Below are 17,152 nucleotides of genomic sequence, written 5' to 3'. Positions count from 1 at the left end.
ATGGATCTGGCACTCATAGTTTCCGTACAGGTCCTGTACGCAGTCGCCACCCTGGTGATCATTTCATCAGGGTTGGCGGTGATTTTTGGCATGATGCGCGTCATCAATTTGGCGCACGGCGAGTTTTTGATGTTGGGCGCTTACAGCGCTATTTTTGCGACCAAAGCGGGCGTCAATCTGTGGATTGCCATGCTGGTGGTTGCGCCTATTTGTGTAGGGCTGTTTGGCATCGTGGTCGAACGGCTCATTATTCGTCACCTCTACGGCCGTATGGTTGACACCATGCTAGCTACTTGGGGCTTGTCGCTGTTGTGCGTGGGTTTGGTGACCTCTGTCATTGGCAACACCACCTCGGGCGTGTCTACCCCTGAGGGCAATTTCTCCATTGGCGCTTATTCGGTGAGTTTTTACACCACGTCCTTGATTGTCATTGCGGTGCTGTTGTTGTTTGCAATTCGTTGGGTCTTGCGCAGCACAGACTGGGGCTTGATTGCACGCGGCACCATGCAAAACCCCGCCATGGCCGATGTATTGGGTATCAGTCCCACGCGGGTTTATTCCATCACTTTTGCCGTTGGTGCGGCTTTGTCGGGCTTGGCTGGCGGTTTGCTGGCACCCGTGTCGGGTGTGGTGCCGACCATGGGCGCGTCTTTCATTGCCAAGGCCTTTATCACCGTCATTGGCGGGGGTAGTGCGATTTTGGCGGGTACAGCATCTGCCTCTGCCTTGTTTGGTCTCATCAACCAATTGGCCACCTTCATCACCACACCTGTGTTCGGTGAAGTGGCACTCTTTATCGCAGCCGTGGTGATGCTGCGCATGTTGCCCCAAGGTATTACTGGACGCTTTTTCAAAGGATCGTTGTGACCGCTTTTCGAGAATCCCCCTGGAGTGCTGTGCTGGTGATGTTGCTCGGGGTGATGGCCACTTTGGCTATCCCCAAATGGGTTGACGACTTTGCCTTGATTCAGATCACCATTTATGTGGTGATGGCCATCTTGGCCATCAGCCAAGCGTTTATTTGGGGCTTCTCGGGCATTTTGTGCTTTGGGCAAGCGTCGTTCTTTGGCCTGGGGGCCTACACCTACGCTTTGTCGGTCATCAACATGGGTGAAAGCACGCTGCCTGTGCTCTTGGCCATTGCCTTGCCTGGGCTGTTTGCCTTGTTGCTGGGCTATTTCATGTTTTATGGCCGTCTGTCTGATGTTTACATGGGGGTCATTACCCTCACCGTGAGTTTGATTTTTTTCAACTCCGTCAATTCCACGGCAGGTCCTGAATGGCGCATTGGCAATGCCCCATTAGGTGGCTTCAACGGCATACCCTCCATACCGTCGATCAACTACCCTGGCAACCCCGAGGACACGCTTGACCCAGTGGCTTTCTTCTACCTCAGTGCGTTTTCCCTTATAGCCATTTATGGCGGCCTGCGATGGCTGATTTCTTCTCGCATTGGGCATGTCATCGTTGCGATCAAAGAAAACGAGCAACGCGCTACTTTGCTGGGTTTTGATGCCCGCGCTTTCAAGCTGTTTGCTTTTACGGTGGGTGGATGTATCGCTGGCCTGTCTGGTTGCTTTTTTGCCAACTGGGGGTCTTTCACTAGCCCCACAGTGTTTAGCTTGGGGCAGTCGGCGCAAATCATTGTCTGGGTGATTGTGGGCGGCTTAGGCACTTTGGTCGGCCCCATCATTGGTTGCATGGCCATTCAATGGTTGACCACCCAAATTGGCACACAACAAACCTTTAACGCCAATTTGGTCTTGGGTGTCATTTTGGTGGTGTTTGTATTGCTGGTGCCCAAAGGCATCATCCCTAGTTTTGGCGATGTGCTGCAAAAACTCTTTGGCAAAAAAGTCGCCAAGGGAGAAGACGCATGAGCCTTACACCTTTGCTAGAAACCCGCAATTTGAATATGCGTTTTGGTGGCGTACATGCCACACGAGATGTGAACTTCAAACTCAGCGACGGTGAGTTGCGCTGCATCATCGGACCTAACGGTGCGGGCAAAAGCACGTTTTTTAAACAACTCACCGGCCAGTTGCGACCCACCTCCGGCCAAGTGCTGTTTCGGGGCCAAGACATCACGGGTTGCCAACCCCATTTGCCAGCGCGTTTGGGCATTGGTATCAAAACTCAAGTGCCCAGTTTGTTCAATGGTTTATCGGTATGGGAGAACGTGTGGTTGTCCGCTTGTCGGGTCTATCCCAAAGCCAAAGCGCTTGAAGTCACCCGAGACACGCTTGAGCGTGTGGGCTTAGCCAGTTTGCAAAAATCCACCACCGGTTTGCTGGCGCATGGCCAAAGGCAATGGGTAGAGTTGGCTGTTGTGATTGCCGCAGACCCTTCTCTCATCTTGTTGGATGAACCCGCTGCGGGTATGAGCGACCAAGAAGTGCGACGCACCGCAGACTTGATTTTGGAAATCAACAAAAGCCACGCTTTGATTGTGGTGGAGCATGACATGAGCTTCATTCGCATGATCGCCAAAATGGTGACCGTGTTTCACCAAGGCGCCATCCTGACCGAAGACTTGCCCGATGCGGTCATGAACAACCCCACGGTGCGTCAAGTCTATTTAGGCAAAAAAGCCGCTTAACTGAAAGAACCTGCATGCTCGACATTCAAAAGCTCCACGCAGGCTATGGCAGCATTCCGGTGCTGCATGGTATTGACTTGCACATCACCCAAGGCGAAGCCGTGGGCATCTTGGGACACAACGGCATGGGCAAGACCACACTGTTGCGCAGCATCATCGGTGCGCTGTTGCCGACCCAAGGCAGCATCCATTTCAATGGCACAGATGTCAGCCGCATGGCGCCCAACCAACGCGCCAAAGTGGGCATGGCTTATGTGCCTCAAGGGCGAGAAATCTTTCCCAATTTGTCGGTCACCGACAACTTGCGCATGGGCTGGGTCAAGCGTGGAAGGGCTTCTGCCCAAGACCTTGACACCTTGCTAGACAACTTCCCTCGCTTAAAGCCTTTGCTTGACCGCATGGGCGGTTCTTTGTCGGGCGGCGAGCAACAACTCTTGGCCTTGGCACGCGCCTTGGCTGGCGACCCACAGCTGTTATTGCTTGATGAACCCACCGAAGGCATTCAGCCCTCCATCATTGAAGAAATTGCTGAAACCTTGACATCGTTGCGGCAACAGCGTTCGCTCACCATTGTGTTGGTCGAGCAAAATTTAGATTTCATTGCTTCTGTGTCAGAGCGTGTAATGGTCATCAAGCGCGGGCAAATCACAGGTGAAATTCCGCGTGAACATTTGAACGATCTTGATATCGTCAGCGAGTACACCGGCGTATCCAGTAACCACTGAAAAAATTCAAACCCACCCAAGGAGACAGACATGGACATGCAACTCAAAGGCTTGCGCGCACTCGTGACAGGCGGCACCAAAGGCATTGGTCGTGCAATTGCCGAAACATTGGCCAAAGAGGGTGCAAGTGTTGCCTTTTGTGCCCGTAACGCCTCTGAAGTGGCAGATGCGGCCAAAGCCATGTCTGCTTCTGGCAGCAAAGTGATTGGTTCGGTGGCGGATGTGGGCAACGCTGACAGCCTCAAAGCATGGGTGGCCAAGTCTGCTGCAGATTTGGGTGGTATTGATATCGTGGTCGCCAATGTCAGCGCATTGGCCATTGCAGCAGACGAAGAGAGTTGGAAAAAAGGGTTTGAAGTTGACCTGATGGGCAGTGTTCGATTGGTCGACAGCGCCATGCCTTTCCTTGAGAAAAGCAAACACCCCGCTATCGTCACCATCTCTAGCGTGTCAGGCCGTGAGATTGACTTCGCGTCTGGTCCCTATGGCGCATTCAAAGCAGCCTTGGTGCACTACACCCAAGGTTTGGCTTACCACTTGGCAGGCAAGGGCATTCGTGCCAACAGCGTCTCGCCTGGCAACACCTATTTCCCAGGCGGTGTGTGGAGCCAAATTGAAAGCGGCAACCCCGATTTCTTCAAAGTGGCTTTGGGCATGAACCCCACAGGGCGTATGGGCACGCCGCAAGAAATGGCCAACGCAGTGGTGTTTTTGGCCAGTCCCGTGGCCAGCTTTATCACCGGCACCAATTTGGTGGTCGATGGCGCCTTGACCAAAGGCGTTCAGTTATAAGTTTTTTGGTTTTTTTCCAACCGGCTGTGCTCTAGGTTCTCAAACAGGGCCAGCATCCATTCGATGCGCTGGGGCATGGCGCGGTTGGGAAAACCCGTTAAAGCCAAGCGAGCTGAAGCGGTTTCTTGGCACTGCTCGACCAAGTACGCAATACCAGCCAAAGGCTGTGGCGGGTTGCGCTGGGTAAATATCCAGCCCGCTTGTAGGCGAGCTTGTGTCAGCAAAACCGCTTTGCGAAAACCGCTGACCACTGCGCGGTGGTTGACAGAGTCCAAGTCTAAGCGACGCAACTCGTTGCCGATTTCGCCGTAAATCAAGCCTGCAGCCAAGATGGCTGAGCGACAGTCACGCGGTAACTCCGCAATACCTGCCATGGACCGTTTGTAAAGCCTATCGGCTTCATCAAGGACTCGGCTGATAACGCGTTGTACGGCGGGGGTACATTCAGGGCGCAACAACCAAGCGGCGGGGTCCAAGCCCTCTTCGCGCAGCCATTCCAAAGGCAAATAAACACGCTTGTTGCGGGCATCCTCACCCACATCGCGGGCAATATTGGTCAACTGCATAGCCACGCCAAGCTCACAAGCCCGTGCCAAGGTGGAGGCCTGTTGGGGTCCCATGATCCAACACATCATGGCGCCCACACTTCCCGCCACACGAGCGGCATAGCCATGCAGGTCTTCCATGGATTCGTATTGACGCCCATGCCCGTCCCAGGCAAAACCATCGAGCAAGGCGTCAAGCAAATGGCGCGGCAATGCATGGCGATGCACCACGATGCTCAAAGCGCGGTCTTGCACCGTGTCCATGGGCGTTCCCGCGTACATCAAGTCGAGTCGGTGATGCAAGACACGCAGGCTGTCTTCTATCACGCCCCCTTGGTCGACCATGTCGTCGGCTACACGACAAAACGCATATAAAGCGATAGAGGCAGATCGAACACGAGGAGGCAAAAATCGGCTGGCAGCAAAAAAAGTTTTAGAACCACCCCGCATCATTTCGACGCAAGCGTCTAAATCGTCGTCAGCTTGGTCAGTGAACGGCAAAGGCATGGGGAACCACCTCTTCTAATAATTTGGCTGACATCAATACGCTGGGGACACCTGCACCGGGTTGGCTACTGGCGCCCACCATGAACAAATTTGTCACATCTTCGCTGCGGGTGTGCGGTCTGAACCACGCGCTTTGCGTGAGCACAGGCTCCAAGCCAAATCCCGCACCTTGGTAAGACCACAAGCGGTCTTGAAAGTCTTGGGGCGTGGTGACTTTGGAACTAACCACATGCTGCTTCAAGTTGGGCAACACCGCGTCCTGTAACACCGTGGCGATGGCGTCACGGTACTGCTCGGTGATGGCGGGCCAATCGGTGCCGCTGCTTAAGTTTGGTACCACCGACAAGGCATAAAAACTGTCGCAACCTTCAGGCGCCAAAGAAGGGTCGGTGGCGGTTGGGCGGTAGAGGTACAAGCTGAAGTCTTTGGCTAGCTTGTGGTTTTTGAAAATGTCTTGTAACAGTTCTTTGTAACGAGGACCCAGCACCATCATGTGGTGAGGCACATCGTCATACTTTCGGTTCGTGCCAAAGTACCAAACAAACAAACCTGAGGAGTACTGGCCCTTGGCAATGCGTTGGTTGGTCCAACGTTTTCTGTGCTGCGGTTCAACCAAGTGTCTGTAAGTCCAAGCAGCATCTGCATTGCTGACCACGATATCAGATGCAATGAACTCGCCGCTTGCCAATTCAACGCCCACCGCAGTGCCATCTTCAACACGTATACGCGTCACGGGGGCGTTGTAGCGAATGGGGATGTTGCGGGCTTGAATCAAATTGACTAAGGCCTGCACGATGGCTCCTGTGCCACCCATAGCGGAATGCACACCCCAGCGGTTTTCCAAAATATGGATCAGCGAATAAACGCAGGTGACTGAAAACGGGTTGCCACCGATCAACAAGGGATGAAAACTCATCACGATGCGCAACTTGGGGTGCTTGATGTATTGCGCCACCATGCTGTGAATGGAGCGCCATGCTTTCATGCGAACCAAGTTTGGCATGGCTTTGACCACTTTGGCTACCGAGTCAAAGGCGATCATGCCCATCTCTTGAAAACCCAGTTCGAAGCACTGCTCAGAAGCTTTCATGAGGTTTTGAAAACCTTGCACGTCCTCTGGACTGAACTTGGCAACTTCAGCCAACATGGCTTGCTCGTCATTGCTGTAGTCGAAGTGTGTTCCGTCATCGAAACGAATACGGTAGAAAGGCGACATTAAACGCAGATCGACATGGTCTTTCATCTCTTTGCCGCACAGCGTGAACAACTCTTCTATTAAATAGGGCAGTGTGATGATGGTGGGACCAGCATCAAAAGTGAAGCCGTCTTGCTTGTGAACATAAGCCCGCCCACCCGCCATGTCCAGCTTTTCGAAAATTTGAACTTGGTAGCCCTTGACGCTTAAGCGAATCGCAGCAGCCAAGCCACCAAAGCCGGTGCCGATGATGATGGCGCGGCGAGGTTGCTGTGGAATTTTGAAGTTGCCTCGCTCGTCCGTCGCTTTAAAAGCGTTCATGCTGGATCTCCTCGACTGGGAAGTACCACCGGCACCGGTAATTCAGCAGCAGAGCTTTCTCTGCGGTAAGGGCTGCGCACCATGGCCCAGCCCCACAGTCTTTGCAAGGGCAAGGCAAACACCATCAACAAATGCTCAATGATGGCCAATCCCAGCAAAGAAGATAACAAGACCCATGCGGCATTGACCAAGACCAAACCGCTTTGCACTTCCCATACCATCCAGCCCCAGGTCACACACGACACACCCATGGTGAGGTAAAAACACCAAGTGATGGGCGCTTGCTTGAAATAACTGCCTATATAGCGCAAATGCAAGGGTAAATATTGCTCACCAACAAAAGGCACACCAAAAAATAAATTCAACTTGGCGCTCAAACGCATACACCATAGCAGCGCAAAAGTGCACAAAGCCATGTGATTGGGGTAACCTTGCTGCATAGCCACCAACAAACCAAAATTGAATAACAAAGCCAGTTCGTGGTGCAGCAAGACTTGAGCAGATTGCACAAAGCGTTGTCGCAAATTCAAACCTGTACCTAACACCACTCGCCTTGGGCCGGTGAGCCAGCCGGTGAGAAAAGCCATTTCATGCCAACTCCACATGGCGATGACGCTCACAAAACCAATGTAGGCATTCAAAACCGTGTGCGAACGCATGCTGATGGAGGCAGTCCACAAGCTCAAGCCCAGCAAAAAACTCAGTCCAAACATGCTCCAGCGAAAACTTGCTGAAGGCAGGCGCACCAGCCACAAAATCGCTCCCGTGCCCAACCACCAGCTGAACACCGAGAACAAGGTTGCTCCCAGAATGGACGAAAAGAAGTCAGACATGCGCGGGTCGCTTTACCAAGCCGGTTGAACCCGAATTTGGGCGGGCAAGCTATGGCGCTTGACCGGCAGGAAATAAAGTCGCGCAAAGGTCCACACTGCACCCAAAGCGCTGCTGGCTTGACCGATCAAGCCCATGACACCGCCACGCTCTTTGGCCTTGGCATTGGCAATGGACAACTCGACCAAGCGGCTCATGCCGGCTCTGAAGCTGGGGTGATCGATATCGAGTTCTACAGGGAAGACTTGACGCGCAATTTCCGAAGTGATGCGAAACACCTCGTAGTCGTATTCGGTGGATTTGAAGCCCATAGCTTCATGCAGCAGGGGGCGGGTATGGTCGCGCACGTACATGGTGGCGTATACCGCCAAAATGAAGAACCGAATCCACAGCAAATTACCTCCACGCAGTAAGTGGGGTTGGGAACGCATGATCAATGCAAAAGATTCGCCATGTCGGAACTCATCATTACACCAGCGTTCAAACCAGCGAAAGATGGGGTGAAAACGCTTGTCTGGATGCTGCTCGAGTTGGCGAAAGATGGTGATGTAGCGGGCATAGCCAATTTTCTCGGACAAATAGGTAGCGTAAAAAATGTATTTGGGCTTGAAGAACGTGTAGGCCTTGGTGCGTTTGAGTTGACCTAAATCGATGCCCAAATCAAAGTCTTTCAAGGACTGGTTAATAAAACCAGCATGGCGAGACTCGTCACGCGCCATGTAGGTCATCAATTGTTTGATGTCAGGGTTGTCAATGTTTTTGCGAATCTCGTTGTACAAAATGCAGCCAGAAAATTCTGAAGTGAGGGAACTGATTAGAAAGTCCAAAAACTCTTGGCGCATCTCGGGCGAGAGCTGTGGCATCAGGGTTTTGACTTCCTCGGCAAATTGCGCGTCCCGTTGGAAGTGGTCGTGGTTGTTGTCGCCCTCGTACTCTTTCATCATGGCGTCCCACTCTGTGCGTACAGACTCGATGTTTAAGCGGTCCATGGCAGCGAAGTCGGTGGTGTAAAAGCGCGGGCTCAGCACCGTGTTGCGAACCGCCTTGGCGTTGGCGTCGGCGGCACTCTCCACACTGCCGATGAGCAGTTCTACATGGTCGAATTCCAAGGAAGCGGTGGTGGTCATGGTTTACTCCTGAGAGGCTGTGGTCACGGGGTTTGGGGCGGGCTGCAACATGGCAAAAGACGACATATTGGTCGGACCAAAAGATTCAAGGTTGATGCGTTGTCCGGTTGCAGGGTCAAGCAGCGTCAAGCGTCCATCGGTATGACCTATCAGCTCGAAGGCCGGGCCAGAACCTATGCCGCGGCGCATACGTTCGCGGGACAAGGTGCGCAAGATGCCGCGCACAAAACCCTGTTCGCCCACATAGCGGGTGATTTCCACGGTGGACAGGCCATCCATGACGGCAACATCGCCGTTAGGACGGTCTTCAAAGCGCAGTGTTCGCTGCCAACTGATGGGACCGTGGTCTTGCGGAATTTCCATGCCTTGGCCACGCAATAAAGCGATAACCAAAAAAACGCTGGATAAAAAGCCGACAAATATCCAGCCTGTCAGGGCGTGGCGACCAGGCAATCCGTTGTTGGCAAGGGTGGTGTTCATGCGGCAATTTCAGAAGAAGTGGGTACAGGCATGTGTTGCACGGAAGGGGGAACGATATCGCCCAACATGACTGGCACATGCGGATTAACGTCCTGCCAAGCTTTCATAACGAGTTCACCTACGCGGGCTACATCAGCAATACAGCGCAAACTGGGTTCGGGGTGTCGCAGTACCCAAGGACGGGCATGCGGCCACAGGTTGAGCCAAGCGATATGGTCATTGCCTGCCAGTTTGAAGGCGATGTCGCCTGTACCGTCCGCGTTGGGTTTGAGCGAGGCTGCCGCCAACATGCGCAAAGGCAAATTGAAAGTGAGCGTGAGCACAACGCCAATGCGCATCACAACTCTTTTGGAGGTGAGGGTGTACAAAGCCGTGCGCGCTGTAAGCCAAGCCATCAGGCTGAGAATGCCCAAAGACATAACACTCAGCAAAAAGCTCAGCAGCAGAGGTTTGAACATATTGCTTTCGGGCTCACCTAAGAGGTAAGTGGCTTGAAGAAGCATCATGGCAGCGAAATACCAAGCCAAGGTACGTACATGAAAAACATGCACCGCTACCAGTCGCCATTGGGGTGCGCCTTGCCATAAAAGACGTTCACCAGCAGGCAAAGGCTCAGGCAACCCAGGGGCGGCCTCAAACTCGTGTTCGTGATGAGGATTGACGTTCAAAACAGTGGCTCCTGACGTTCGGGCGTGGCGTACAAAGTGCCCGCACCGTAATAAGCAGTGATTTTTTCTTCCTCTAGCAAGGTGATTTGTTCCATACTTTTCGTTTGGGGAACATTGGCAAACTGCGCGGCCAAGATGGCACCCACGAACACGCCGCTGGACTTGATGCGAGAAAAGGTCATGGGCAAGAGCACGGTACCACCACTCTTCAAATGGACCTCCAAATAGCGGAACATCATTTCAGCGCGGTCAATCCAAAGGTCTTTAACAGTGCCAGCCAGTTGCTTGTCAGCGCCATAGACGGGCAAGCCGCGTGGATCGACGTCGGGGGACATGACGCCGTGGTCAGCGGCAATGCGCAAGGGCACGATCTTGATATGGTTGCCATGGTAGAGGTCGGGTTCATCCGCACGGGCCGCCCAAGCGCCTGGGCCCACGCCAGCCAACAAGGGGTCGCCCACGGGCTCTAGGGGTGCGCCTAAAAAACGATGCGTGGGTTGGGCCGAGTAAGTTCCGTCAACACGGTTGACGTCAGGGGCCAACACTTCACGGCCATCGGCTAACTTGAAGACTTTGGGCTCGGGTACGGGCCAGCCCACCTGAACAGGACCACCTTCGGTGCGGCCATTGTCCATGGGGTAACCCTCGCGGTGGTTTTCACGCAAGAGGTAATAAATCAAACCCGCAAAAAAAGCCCAAAACATGTAGAGCACGATTTGTGCAACATCAACATACTGGGTAATAGCACCTGTTTCCATGACATGTCTCCTTGAAGTGCGCCTGACAAAAAATCATTCAACCTGGCAGTTCTGCCAGCCCTAAGCCTCTTGACCTTGGGGCCAAAGTCGGCCGACGGCTGACCAAGGGCCCTAAAGCAACCAACACCACAAACATCATGACCATCTCGGTCTGAAAAACAAAGTTGTAGCCGGTGACATCGGAGACGAGAACCTCGCCTAGTCGGCCTTGCGTGGCCATCTGACCGACCACATCGCGCAAAACGCCGCCCAAAGCCATGGCCACGCCCGAGGCAGTCGCTTGGACTGCACCCCAAGCGCCCAGCACCATACCCGCCTGTTCTGACTGTGTCATCTCCATGGCGGTCAGCAACATGCCCACAGAGAACAAGCCACCGCCAAAGCCAATCAAGGCGGCGCCTGCTTGAAACATCAGCGCAGAGCCCAAGGGGGCAGAAAAAATCACGCAAGCAAAGGCGGGTAAACCCAGCAAAGCGCCTATGGCCGAAAGCCGTACTGCATCTATGCTGCGCAAAAACCGCGATGACATGGCAAAAGCCAGCAATGCACCGCCCGCACTCAAAGCAGTCAGTCCACTTGTCATACCCACATTCAAGCCCAAGACTTGTCCGCCATAGGGTTCAAGCACGATGTCTTGCATGCTGAATGCCGCTGAACCCAAACCCACGGTCCATAAAAAACGCTTCATATGGGGCACAGCAATAAAGGCTTTCCAATTGTGTGAAAAACCATCGGGTTGGCGAGCGCCGCGCTTGGCGCCACGCGCTTCTTGTTTCCAAAGCGAAATGAGGTTGATGAAAATAACAAGCGCTGCACAAGCTTGCACCACTTGAATCAAACGCACTGGCGAAAAATTGACCAGCAAAACACTCAGCAAGGTGCTGCCAATAATCAAGCCAACCAAGAGCATGGCGTAGAGCAAAGCCACTACGCGGGGACGCTTGTCTTCAGGGGCAACGTCGGTTGCAAGTGCTAAACCAGCAGTCTGGGTAATTTGCATGCCTGCACCCACGACCATGAACGACAAGATCGCGCCCAAGCGGCCTACCAATTCATAGCCTTCGCGGGGTTCGCTGAGATTCATCAGTGCAAATGGCATAACCGCTAAACCACCAAACATCAGCAAACTGCCCATCCACATATAAGGAATACGGCGCAAGCCCAAGGAGGAAGGATGGGTGTCACTTCTATAGCCGATCAGGGCGCGCAGCGGTGCAAACACCAAGGGCAGGGCTACCGACATAGCCACCCATGCAGCTGGAATTTCTAACTCCACGATCATCACGCGGTTCAAGGTGCCAACCAACAGCGCCATGGTCATGCCAATGGAGAGCTGGAACATGGCCAAACGGAACATACGCCCCAGCGGCAGTTCAGGCGAGGCAGCATCGGCGAAGGGCACGTACTGCATCATGATGGATTGCATCCATGCGGGGGGACGAAATTGCAACTTCATGTGCGTGTCCACTCCCAAGCTTGCGAGGTGTAAAAACCGCTGGAGACACGTTGCATCTGGGCCGGACGCCAGTCGTGCGCACGCACCGCGTGCTCGATGTACACATGCAAAGTGGTTTTGCGGATGGGGGCCAATTGCGGCGAGCGGTCAGAGCGGGGGAACAAGCGGCCCATGGCGTGCGCCACGGCCAACAGCGGCGAGTGCGGCGCAAAGGTGAACAGCACCGAACAGCGGGTGCGCTTTGTCAAGGCCTCTACGGCGTTGGCAATGGTTTGGGTGTCGTAGTGGATGAGTGAATCCATGCACACCACATGGTCGAAGTCGCCGTGCTCAGCCGAGAGCATGTCGCCAGCCAAGAAGGTGATGCTGCCGCCTTTGGCGCTGAGCGTGGGGTCGGTGAGCAGGTCTTGGGCATGGCGCTCACGCGCCAAGTTGACCAAGGTGGGCGAGAGGTCGATGGCCAGCACCTGTGCGCCACGGCGCATGGCCTCTTGGGCCAAGGCGCCCGTGCCGCAACCCGCGTCGAGCAAGCGCAGGCCGCGCATATCCTCAGGCAGCCACGACAGCAAGGTGTGGCGCATCTGGTCGCGGCCCTTGCGCACGGTGGCGCGGATGCGCCCCACCGGCGCATTGGAGGTCAGCACCTCCCAAGCCTTGGCGGCTGTGCGGTCGAAATAGTGTTCTATTTCGCCACGGCGCTCGACGTAACTGGCTTGGTTCATGTCAGTCAAATCCCAACAAATCAAAAATATCGCGGTCTTTCATTGGTATCGAGGGCAGCGGGTCGGAGCCGGCCCACAGGGCTGCAGCCAAGCGCATGTACTCGTCTTGAACGGCTTTGATGGCGGGCGTGGCTTCCAATTCAAACATGGTGCATTTCTGCAAACGGCTTTTGCGGATTTCGTCGAGCATGGGGAAATGCGCCATGTTCTTCAAACCAGTGACCGCGTTGAACTTATCCACTTGATCGGTGGCGTCGCTGCGGTTGACGATCACGCCGCCCAAACGCACGTTGTAGTTTTTGGACTTGGCACCAATGGCTTGCACGATGCGGTTCATGGCGAAGATGGAGTCAAAGTCGTTGGCGGTGACGATCAAGGCGCGGTCGGCGTGTTGCAAGGGGGCGGCAAAACCACCGCACACCACATCGCCCAGCACATCGAAGATGACCACATCGGTGTCTTCCAGTAAATGGTGCTCTTTCAAGAGCTTGACGGTTTGCCCCACCACATAGCCGCCGCAGCCAGTGCCTGCAGGCGGGCCACCAGCCTCGACGCACATCACGCCGTTGTAGCCTTCAAACACAAAGTCTTCTACGCGCAGCTCTTCGGCATGAAAGTCCACGGTTTCAAGCACATCAATCACCGTGGGCAGCATTTTCTTGGTGAGCGTGAAAGTGCTGTCGTGCTTGGGGTCACAACCGATTTGCAGCACCCGCTTGCCCAGTCTGGAAAAAGCGGCCGAGAGGTTGGAAGAGGTGGTGCTTTTGCCAATGCCGCCTTTGCCGTAAATGGCAAACACTTTGGCATTGCCGATCTTGACGCTGGGGTCGAGCTGCACTTGCACGCTGCCCTCGCCGTCGGGGCGTCCGCCGCGCTTGATTTGGCTGACGGGGATGGCTGTGGTTTCGATCATGGAGTTGCTCCTGTGTGACTTCAGCGGCTGAAATGAGCCTTGGCTTCGTACATGGTTTCCACCGTGATGCGCGAAACACCGCGTTCACGGGCAAAAGTTTCGGTATTTCGACGCGCTTTACCGCGAACAAAAAACGGGATTTTTTTCAGCTCTTTTTCGGCTTCGGGCGCCCAACTGCTTTCGTTGCTGGCAACAGTTTCTGCGCCCACACTGGTGGGCGAGGGCAATTCGATAGAGTCTGGACCCCCGCTTGTGCTTGCAATGACGGGCACTGCTGACTTGGCAGGCGTGCCATGGCCCGAACCGAGGTGCGAGGGTGCCGCGCCATCATGGAACTCAAAGTCTTCGCGGAACATGCCCAAGAGGTGCTCTTCCAAACCCATCATGAGTGGGTGTACCCAAGTGTCAAACAACACATTGGCGCCTTCAAAACCCATTTGAGGCGCGTAGCGGGCAGGAAAATCTTGCACATGCATGGGCGCAGAAATGACCGCGCAAGGCACGCCCAAGCGCTTGGCAATGTGACGCTCCATTTGGGTTCCCAAGAGCAACTCGGGGTGCATGGCTTTGACCGCGTCTTCGACTTCCAAATAGTCGTCGGTGATCAAGGCTTCAATGCCATAGAGCTTGGCTGCGTCACGTACCTCACGAGCGAATTCACGGCTATAGGTGCCCAAGCCAACCACTTCGAAACCCATCTCTTGGTGCGCCACCCGTGCGGCAGCGATGGCGTGGGTGGCGTCCCCAAACACAAACACCCGTTTGCCTGTAAGGTAGGTGGAATCGACCGATTTGGCATACCACTTGGCGCGAGAGTCTTGGCTGTAATCAGCCAAGGTTTTGCCACTGTCAACCAAGCCTGCGAGCGTGCGTACTTCTTGGATGAAATCCAAAGTGCCATTGACACCATAGGGAATGGCTTGCGTGAAGGGTTGTTCGCAGTTGCGCTGCAACCATTGGGCGGTGGTACGACCCAGTTCAGGGTAAAGCACCACGTTGAAATCAGCCTCAGCCAAGCGGCGCACATCAGCGACGCTGGCGTTCAGCGGTGCCACCACATTCACTTGAATGCCCAACTCTTGCAGCAGGGCGCATATTTCTTTCACATCGTCGCGGTGGCGAAAACCCAAAGCGGTAGGACCCAAGACATTGCAACTTGCGGTGCGCCCTGCCAAGGGCGAGCGTTGGTTGCCCGTGGGCACCAAAGCGCGTACCAAATGGTAAAAAGTTTCTGAGGCACCCCAGTTTTCCTTGCGTTGGTAGGCGGGTAGATCTAAGGGCACCACAGGAATGGGCAAGTTCAGCGCCAAAGCCAATCCACCAGGATCGTCTTGTATCAACTCGGCAGTGCAGGAAGCGCCCACCAGCATGGCATTGGGTTTGAAACGCTCATTGGCCTCACGCGCAGCGGTTTTGAACAGTTCTGCGGTGTCGCCGCCTAAGTCGCGGGCTTGGAAGGTGGTGTAAGTGACGGGCGGGCGGCGGGGCAAGCGCTCGATCATGGTGAACAGCAAGTCGGCATAAGTGTCGCCTTGCGGTGCATGCAACACGTAATGCACATCGGTCATGGCGGTAGCCACTCGCATTGCACCAATGTGAGGAGGGCCTTCGTATGTCCAGAGTGTGAGTTGCATGGTGTGTGCCTTATGCAGCCAATTTGATGCGACGACGCAAAGGGCGACTGAACAATTCCGCCAAATCAGCTGCTTGCTCATAGCCTTGGATAGGGGTGAAAACCAATTCAATGGCCCACTTGGTGGTCAGGCCTTGTGCTTCGAGGGGGTTGGCCAAGCCCAGACCACACACCACGATGTCGGGGGCGGCAGCGTGACAGCGGTCGAGTTGATTCTCAACGTGCTGACCTTCGGTGATGTGAGAGCCTGCTGGCAACAAAGCCAATTCCTCGGCCATGAGCTTGCGATGCAAGTAGGGCGTGCCGATTTCGTCAAGCACCATGCCCAACTCGCGGCTGAGAAAACGTGCAAGCGGAATTTCCAACTGAGAGTCGGGGAAGAAGAAGATTTTCTTGCCTTCCAAATGCAATTTTTGGCGAACCAACGCTGCCTCGGCGCGTTGGCGGGGTGCGCGGGTAACGGCTTCGAACTCGGCGCTGGGCACACCCCAAGCTGAGGCGGCGGCTTGTAACCACGCTGTGGTGCCCTCGGCGCCTAAAGGGAAGGGCGCAGCGAGCCGTTTTGCGCCACGCGACTCAAGCGTCAAGGCGGTGTCAGCTAAAAAAGGTTGCGCTAACAGGTAGAGGGTGTCAGACCCAATCGAGGGCAGTTCGGTGCTATTGCGGGGTGGAAAAAAATCCACCGCTGTGATGCCCATGTCTGCCAGCAAACGACGCATTTGGTCTTCGACCACATCGGCCAATGTGCCCACCACCAGCAGGCGTTTGCTACTGCCAGATGGCAATGTGGGAAGCACAGGTACCAAGGCGTTTAAGCAAGCATCCTCGCCTTGGGTGAAGGTGGTTTCAATACCGCTACCGGAATAGTTCAGTACTCGCACCATGGGGTTGTGCACACGGCTCAAACGCTCGGCGGCGCGGGACAAATCGAGTTTGATGACCTCGGAGGGGCAAGAGCCCACCAAGAACAAGGTTCGAATGTCGGGGCGACGGTTGAGCAGTTTGTCGACCACTTTGTCGAGCTCGTCGTTGCAGTCGGCCAAGCCGGCCAAATCGCGCTCGTCGATGATGGCGGTGCCAAAGCGCGGCTCGGCAAAAATCATCACGCCTGCAGCTGACTGTATGAGGTGGGCGCAGGTGCGTGAACCCACCACCAAAAAGAAGGCGTCTTGGATTTTTCGGTGCAACCAAATGATGCCAGTCAGGCCGCAAAACACCTCGCGCTGGCCTTTTTCTGTGCGTACCGTGGGTTCGGAGCAACCTGCGGCGTCATTGCGAATGGGGATGACGGCATTCATGCGGACAACTCCTTTTGCAAAGCCAAGGTGGCGCGTTCTTGGATGCGGGCAGCTTTGAGCTTCCAAAGAAACTGTCCTGCATTGATGGCGTAAGCGGCATAGGCAGCCAAAGCCAACCATAGTTGGTCGTGGGTGGACATGCTGCCCGTGAAAAGTGCCCACAGGTAGGCGGTGTGCAAACCCAGTACCAAGAAGCTGAAAACATCTTCCCAAAAGAAAGACTCGGCAAACAGCCACTTATCAAATACCACTTTTTCCCAAATGGAGCCGGTGACCATGATGGTGTAGAGCACCAAAGTCTTGAAAACCACAGACCAAACCGCTAAAGCTTCGCCTTGTCCGGTGACCATGTAGCGGGTGATTAAACACACACTGACGCCAAACACGATGAACTGAAAAGCCGCCAAAAAGCCTTGGACTGGCGTCCATATGGTGTTGTCACGGCGAATGCGTTCTTCGGGTGTGTACAAACCCGCGCTGATGACGGTGGTGGCAGAAGCTTCGTTCATGGGTACAGAGTTGTTTTCAAAGTCGATTAACTTTAGATGCCTATGCGCATAGTGTCAACTTAAATTGACGTTA

Annotated in this window: 18 protein-coding genes; 5 read left to right on the top strand and 13 right to left on the bottom strand. The window is 54.6% G+C overall.

Translation table 11 applies throughout. From position 1 onward, the window contains the following. The 5 genes from AC9UEO_RS01295 to AC9UEO_RS01275 are packed head-to-tail and all read left to right on the top strand — an operon-like array spanning nucleotide 1 to nucleotide 4,116. Entirely contained in the window at nucleotides 1-867 is an 867-nt protein-coding gene (locus AC9UEO_RS01295) for an ABC transporter permease subunit (RefSeq protein ID WP_509528855.1), read from the top strand. Then, nucleotides 864-1,880 carry an ABC transporter permease subunit gene (locus AC9UEO_RS01290; RefSeq protein ID WP_509528852.1) on the top strand — a complete coding sequence of 339 codons (1,017 nt, stop codon included), beginning with the start codon at nucleotides 864-866 and terminating at the stop codon, nucleotides 1,878-1,880. Before AC9UEO_RS01295 ends, AC9UEO_RS01290 begins: the two co-directional genes overlap by 4 nt. Then, nucleotides 1,877-2,599 (top strand): ATP-binding cassette domain-containing protein, encoded by a 723-nt coding sequence (locus AC9UEO_RS01285; protein WP_509528849.1) that lies wholly within the window; start codon nucleotides 1,877-1,879, stop codon nucleotides 2,597-2,599. Before AC9UEO_RS01290 ends, AC9UEO_RS01285 begins: the two co-directional genes overlap by 4 nt. 14 nt (nucleotides 2,600-2,613) lie before the next feature. Beyond that, on the top strand, nucleotides 2,614-3,324 hold the full coding sequence (locus tag AC9UEO_RS01280) for an ABC transporter ATP-binding protein (RefSeq protein ID WP_509528847.1): 711 nt from the start codon (nucleotides 2,614-2,616) through the stop codon (nucleotides 3,322-3,324). Between the two features lie 30 nt (nucleotides 3,325-3,354). Then, nucleotides 3,355-4,116 (top strand): SDR family NAD(P)-dependent oxidoreductase, encoded by a 762-nt coding sequence (locus AC9UEO_RS01275; RefSeq protein WP_509528844.1) that lies wholly within the window; start codon nucleotides 3,355-3,357, stop codon nucleotides 4,114-4,116. Here AC9UEO_RS01275 and AC9UEO_RS01270 read toward each other — a convergent pair. Genes AC9UEO_RS01270 through bchF form a run of 13 tightly spaced genes read right to left on the bottom strand, consistent with a single transcriptional unit; the run spans nucleotide 4,107 to nucleotide 17,079 of the window. Further along, on the bottom strand, nucleotides 4,107-5,168 hold the full coding sequence (locus AC9UEO_RS01270; protein WP_509528841.1) for a phytoene/squalene synthase family protein: 1,062 nt from the start codon (nucleotides 5,166-5,168) through the stop codon (nucleotides 4,107-4,109). The genes AC9UEO_RS01275 and AC9UEO_RS01270 overlap by 10 nt on opposite strands. Next, complete coding sequence (crtI, locus tag AC9UEO_RS01265; protein WP_509528838.1) at nucleotides 5,149-6,684, bottom strand: phytoene desaturase family protein; 1,536 nt, start codon at nucleotides 6,682-6,684, stop codon at nucleotides 5,149-5,151. Before crtI ends, AC9UEO_RS01270 begins: the two co-directional genes overlap by 20 nt. Continuing rightward, on the bottom strand, nucleotides 6,681-7,517 hold the full coding sequence (puhE, locus tag AC9UEO_RS01260) for a putative photosynthetic complex assembly protein PuhE (protein WP_509528836.1): 837 nt from the start codon (nucleotides 7,515-7,517) through the stop codon (nucleotides 6,681-6,683). The genes crtI and puhE overlap by 4 nt, the downstream gene beginning before the upstream one ends. A 12-nt stretch (nucleotides 7,518-7,529) precedes the next feature. Then, nucleotides 7,530-8,642: a magnesium-protoporphyrin IX monomethyl ester (oxidative) cyclase gene (gene acsF, locus AC9UEO_RS01255; RefSeq protein ID WP_509528834.1), complete on the bottom strand. Its 1,113-nt coding sequence runs from the start codon at nucleotides 8,640-8,642 to the stop codon at nucleotides 7,530-7,532. 3 nt (nucleotides 8,643-8,645) lie between these two features. Continuing rightward, nucleotides 8,646-9,122 carry a photosynthetic complex assembly protein PuhC gene (gene puhC, locus AC9UEO_RS01250; RefSeq protein WP_509528831.1) on the bottom strand — a complete coding sequence of 159 codons (477 nt, stop codon included), beginning with the start codon at nucleotides 9,120-9,122 and terminating at the stop codon, nucleotides 8,646-8,648. Further along, nucleotides 9,119-9,790 carry a photosynthetic complex putative assembly protein PuhB gene (gene puhB / locus AC9UEO_RS01245; RefSeq protein WP_509528828.1) on the bottom strand — a complete coding sequence of 224 codons (672 nt, stop codon included), beginning with the start codon at nucleotides 9,788-9,790 and terminating at the stop codon, nucleotides 9,119-9,121. Before puhB ends, puhC begins: the two co-directional genes overlap by 4 nt. After that, nucleotides 9,787-10,548, bottom strand: coding sequence for a photosynthetic reaction center subunit H (puhA, locus tag AC9UEO_RS01240; RefSeq protein ID WP_509528826.1), 762 nt, complete (start codon nucleotides 10,546-10,548; stop codon nucleotides 9,787-9,789). Before puhA ends, puhB begins: the two co-directional genes overlap by 4 nt. A gap of 37 nt (nucleotides 10,549-10,585) precedes the next feature. Next, the gene (locus AC9UEO_RS01235) at nucleotides 10,586-12,004 is read right to left on the bottom strand and encodes a BCD family MFS transporter (RefSeq protein ID WP_509528823.1); all 1,419 of its coding nucleotides are present in this window, start codon (nucleotides 12,002-12,004) and stop codon (nucleotides 10,586-10,588) included. Continuing rightward, the gene (gene bchM / locus AC9UEO_RS01230; RefSeq protein WP_509528821.1) at nucleotides 12,001-12,726 is read right to left on the bottom strand and encodes a magnesium protoporphyrin IX methyltransferase; all 726 of its coding nucleotides are present in this window, start codon (nucleotides 12,724-12,726) and stop codon (nucleotides 12,001-12,003) included. Before bchM ends, AC9UEO_RS01235 begins: the two co-directional genes overlap by 4 nt. A gap of 1 nt (nucleotide 12,727) precedes the next feature. Next, complete coding sequence (gene bchL, locus AC9UEO_RS01225; protein ID WP_509528819.1) at nucleotides 12,728-13,639, bottom strand: ferredoxin:protochlorophyllide reductase (ATP-dependent) iron-sulfur ATP-binding protein; 912 nt, start codon at nucleotides 13,637-13,639, stop codon at nucleotides 12,728-12,730. Between the two features lie 20 nt (nucleotides 13,640-13,659). Beyond that, nucleotides 13,660-15,273 carry a ferredoxin:protochlorophyllide reductase (ATP-dependent) subunit B gene (bchB, locus tag AC9UEO_RS01220; RefSeq protein WP_509528817.1) on the bottom strand — a complete coding sequence of 538 codons (1,614 nt, stop codon included), beginning with the start codon at nucleotides 15,271-15,273 and terminating at the stop codon, nucleotides 13,660-13,662. A gap of 10 nt (nucleotides 15,274-15,283) precedes the next feature. Then, the gene (locus tag AC9UEO_RS01215) at nucleotides 15,284-16,570 is read right to left on the bottom strand and encodes a ferredoxin:protochlorophyllide reductase (ATP-dependent) subunit N (RefSeq protein ID WP_509528815.1); all 1,287 of its coding nucleotides are present in this window, start codon (nucleotides 16,568-16,570) and stop codon (nucleotides 15,284-15,286) included. Continuing rightward, a complete protein-coding gene (bchF, locus tag AC9UEO_RS01210) occupies nucleotides 16,567-17,079 on the bottom strand; it encodes a 2-vinyl bacteriochlorophyllide hydratase (RefSeq protein ID WP_509528813.1) in 513 nt (170 codons plus the stop codon). The genes AC9UEO_RS01215 and bchF overlap by 4 nt, the downstream gene beginning before the upstream one ends. Nucleotides 17,080-17,152 lie beyond the last annotated feature (73 nt).

Origin of the sequence: Limnohabitans sp., from assembly GCF_040401495.1 — a bacterium.
In the GTDB taxonomy this organism is placed as follows: Bacteria; Pseudomonadota; Gammaproteobacteria; order Burkholderiales; family Burkholderiaceae_C; genus Limnohabitans.
Note: the sequence above shows the minus strand (reverse complement) of the source record. Positions and strands in the feature narration are given on the sequence as shown.